The sequence below is a fragment of the Blautia sp. CGZ-1-C1 genome, from assembly GCF_056504575.1.
Genome location: NZ_JBWLUT010000043.1, coordinates 1 through 3,578 on the forward strand (window position 1 = coordinate 1; position 3,578 = coordinate 3,578).

General features: G+C 40.0%; 6 protein-coding genes. All 6 read left to right on the forward strand.

The window, feature by feature from the left end; all coding sequences use genetic code 11:
* Positions 1-579 (forward strand): HD domain-containing protein (locus tag AC058W_RS02565; protein ID WP_479389669.1); only part of this gene is annotated, 579 nt, incomplete at its 5' end.
* A 150-nt stretch (positions 580-729) separates the two neighbouring features.
* The gene (locus AC058W_RS02570) at positions 730-1,638 is read left to right on the forward strand and encodes a phosphotransferase (protein WP_479389670.1); all 909 of its coding nucleotides are present in this window, start codon (positions 730-732) and stop codon (positions 1,636-1,638) included.
* A 266-nt stretch (positions 1,639-1,904) separates the two neighbouring features.
* The gene (locus tag AC058W_RS02575; protein WP_117677071.1) at positions 1,905-2,183 is read left to right on the forward strand and encodes an HU family DNA-binding protein; all 279 of its coding nucleotides are present in this window, start codon (positions 1,905-1,907) and stop codon (positions 2,181-2,183) included.
* Positions 2,184-2,327: 144 nt separating this feature from the next.
* The gene (locus tag AC058W_RS02580; protein WP_008707948.1) at positions 2,328-2,567 is read left to right on the forward strand and encodes an RNA-binding S4 domain-containing protein; all 240 of its coding nucleotides are present in this window, start codon (positions 2,328-2,330) and stop codon (positions 2,565-2,567) included.
* Positions 2,568-2,776: 209 nt separating this feature from the next.
* Positions 2,777-3,058 carry a sporulation protein YabP gene (yabP, locus tag AC058W_RS02585; RefSeq protein WP_117677070.1) on the forward strand — a complete coding sequence of 94 codons (282 nt, stop codon included), beginning with the start codon at positions 2,777-2,779 and terminating at the stop codon, positions 3,056-3,058.
* Between the two features lie 3 nt (positions 3,059-3,061).
* Positions 3,062-3,520, forward strand: a complete 459-nt coding sequence (gene yabQ, locus AC058W_RS02590) for a spore cortex biosynthesis protein YabQ (RefSeq protein ID WP_118629746.1) — start codon at positions 3,062-3,064, stop codon at positions 3,518-3,520.
* The last annotated feature ends 58 nt before the right edge of the window (positions 3,521-3,578 follow it).

A 3,578-nucleotide genomic window follows, 5' to 3' on the forward strand; every position in this document is an offset into this window, starting at 1 on the left:
TATCTGCACAGTCTCTGCTATGTGCGCGCAGACAGAGTTCTTCGTATTACGATGCTGCTTCACGATATCGGTAAACCCGTTGTGCGAAAAACAGATGAGAATGGAAGAGACCATTTCAAAACGCATGGAAGTGCAGGTGAAAAGATGGCGGGGCAGATTCTTCGTCGCCTGAAATTCGACAATGACACGATACGCAAGGTGACCCGTCTGGTGAAATGGCATGATGACAGACCGGAAGGGACGACGAAGTCGGTACGCCGCGCAGTAAACCGCATTGGAGAGGATCTTTTTCCATATTATCTGGAAGTACAGCAGGCGGATATGCGGGCGCAGAGCGACTACAAACGCGTTGAAAAGCAGGAACGCCTGGATAAAGTGAAAGAAGCTTACGAAATTATTCTGAAAGAGCATCAGTGTGTATCGTTAAAGACACTTGCTGTCACAGGCAAAGACCTGATTGAAGCCGGATATAAGCCGGGACGGGAAATCGGAGAGACACTGAATCGTCTTTTGGAAGAAGTTCTTGCAGCACCGGAGAAGAATCAGAAAGAAATATTGCTAAGTATGTTAGAAAAGTAAATAGCTGCAAAGTCTATGCATGGCAAAATACGTTACTGGATACGAAGTGAACGGTAACAACAGGACGGACAACAACAGTATTAAAAATCCGAGGGTATATCCCCCGGATTTTTTTCATATGTATAGAAAGTATTAAGATAAGAGGGGGATATGTCATTGTATGATTACGGACTTAGCACTCTGGCTCAATATGAGCTGACAGCAGACCGTTCTGCAAGGACAAGGGGGGCTTTGCTTTGCTATACAGCGCAGGGACTTTTAATTTTGAGGGAATTTCGTGGCTCTGAAAAGAAGCTGGAAAAACAACAGGAACTTTTGCTCTATCTTCAGAAAAATGGTATAAATACAGATTATTTTTTACAGAATACACAGGAAAGTCTGATCAGCAAAGATAAGGATGAACAAAGATTTACACTTCAGCACTGGTATGAAGGGAGAGAGTGTGATACTAAATCCCGGGAGGATATCTTAAAAAGTGTTCGGACGCTGGCAAGGTTACATATTTTAATGAAAATGGAACCTGTGGAGGAATACAGGGAAAAGTCCCTGAAAGATGTGTATCTCCGACATAATCAGGAACTTCGCAAAATCCGCAAATTTATACGAAAAAAAGGGGCATCCTGTGTATTTGAAAAAGACTATCTGGCCAGCGTGGAGCGTTTTTTACAGAGAGCGCAGTATGCAGTAGAACTCTTAGAAGAGATAGGGTATGAAAATCTCAGGGAAAAAGCTTGGAAGGAAGGTCAGGTCTGTCATGGGGAATATAATCAGCACAATATTTTAATATTGAAAAGTGATACAGACAAAACTGCGGTGACGAATTTCGGACATTGGAGCTTTGATATTCAGATGTCAGATTTGTATTGCTTTATGAGAAAAATCCTCGAAAAATACAACTGGGACCTGAAGCTTGCGAGGGAAATGCTCCGGGAATATCATAAAATCCGTCCGATATCGCCTCAAGAGTGGCAATACTTAAGAGTTCGTTTCACATATCCGGAAAAATACTGGAAGCTTGCCAATCATTATTATTCACACAAGAAGGTATGGATCTTCTGAGAAAAATGTGGAAAAGCTTCAGAATCTCATCAGACAAAGAGAAAAATGGGAAAATTTCGGATATGAATGTTTTCAGGATTATCCGGGTGATTTTTAGAGATTGATAAATGTACCCAAAACTGCGTTTTGAGGGTGTGCAGAATCGCCCGAATCTTTTGAAAAACCTTGACAATATAGGCAAAAAGGTATATATATAGAAGATAGAGCTCTGTCGCTTTTGGCAGATGCCACCAAACAAGAAAGAGATCATTAGAGGAGGAAACACCATGAATAAAACAGAATTAGTAGCAGCTATGGCGAAAGAGACAAACTTATCCAAGAAGGACGTAGAAGATGTTCTGAAATCTTTCGTTGATGTCGTTTCTAAAGAACTGAAAAATGGCGGAAAAATCCAGTTAGTTGGATTTGGTACATTTGAAGTAAGTGAAAGAGCTGCTAGAGAGGGAAGAAATCCTCAGACTGGTGAAACAATGAAGATCGAAGCTTCTAAGGCACCGAAATTCAAAGCTGGAAAAGCTTTAAAAGATATGGTTAACGGTAAATAATTAAAGCGATAACCAGGGGGGACGAAAGTTCCCCCTTTTTGTTACTTACAGATATGATGTCAGGATGAAAAGTCTTAACATGCAAGCACGAACGACTTTATGACCTTGATATCAGATTATAAAGAATATAGGAGAGAAGAGCATATGCGATTAGACAAATATCTGAAAGTTTCACGTCTGATCAAACGCCGTACAGTGGCAAACGAAGCCTGCGACGCGGGAAGAGTCCTGGTAAATGATAAACCAGCCAAAGCCTCTGTACAGGTAAAGACAGGAGATACCATCGAAATTCAGTTCGGAAGCAAGAATGTAAAAGTGGAAGTTCTGGATGTGAAAGAAACTGTGAAAAAAGAAGACGTAGAGAGTATGTATAAATATCTTTAACAGTCTGAAAATATAAAAACTGCCAATCTGATTATGAGTATTTGTTTACGTTATTGAACAGTAATAGTACAGACAGATGTAGCAGATATAAAAAAGTAATAGATTGTTGTCTATTTTATAGTTCACGAACATAAACTATTGATAAGTGATATGTCAGAAGTTCATAGTCTCCGGACAAGAGGACGGGAGGCGGTGAACAGGAGGCGGCGATGGAAGATAAGAAAATACTTTCACCTCACAGCCTGATGCTGGAGAACCGTCAGGGTGGCAGAATTACCGGAGTAAAGGATGTCAAATCCTTTGATGAAAAAGAAATCCTGCTTTTTACACAGGCAGGTAAACTTGTAATAAAGGGAGAACAGCTTCATGTGAAGCAGCTTGATCTGGAAAAAGGAGAAGTAGATCTGGAAGGAAAAGTGGACAGTCTTACTTATCTGTCAAAGAATACAGATAACAGGGAGGAATCTTTTCTCAAAAGGATGTTTCGGTAAAAGATGAGTACATTTATTCATCATGAATTACTTTTACTGGTTCAGACAATAGCTGCGGGAGCGGTTCTCCTTTTGTGTTATGATCTTCTGATCGCAATTCGAAATGTCTTTGTACATTCAGACAAGGCTGCCGGGGCGGAAGATCTGCTGTACTGGCTTTGCTGCGCATTCTTTGTTTTTTCGGAGATTTACAGAACAAATGAGGGAATCCTGCGTTTATTTATGGTTTTGGGATTTTTGTTGGGAGCATATGCCTGTCATAAAACAATCGGAGACATTTTTGTAAAATGTTGTACTAAAATCCTGGAGATTCCTGTAATAATTATTAAATTTTTGATAAAATGGTTGCTATTTCCGGTCAAAAGATGTAAACTTCTGTGGTATAAAGCGTATAATTATGCTATAAAAGAAAGGCTGGCAAATTGGGTAATTCTAAGAAAAGAAAGAAAAAGAGAAAAGTAAGGTATAACTCTCTTGGAATGCTTGCGATTGCGCTGGTTGTTTTAGTCCTTCTGGGAGG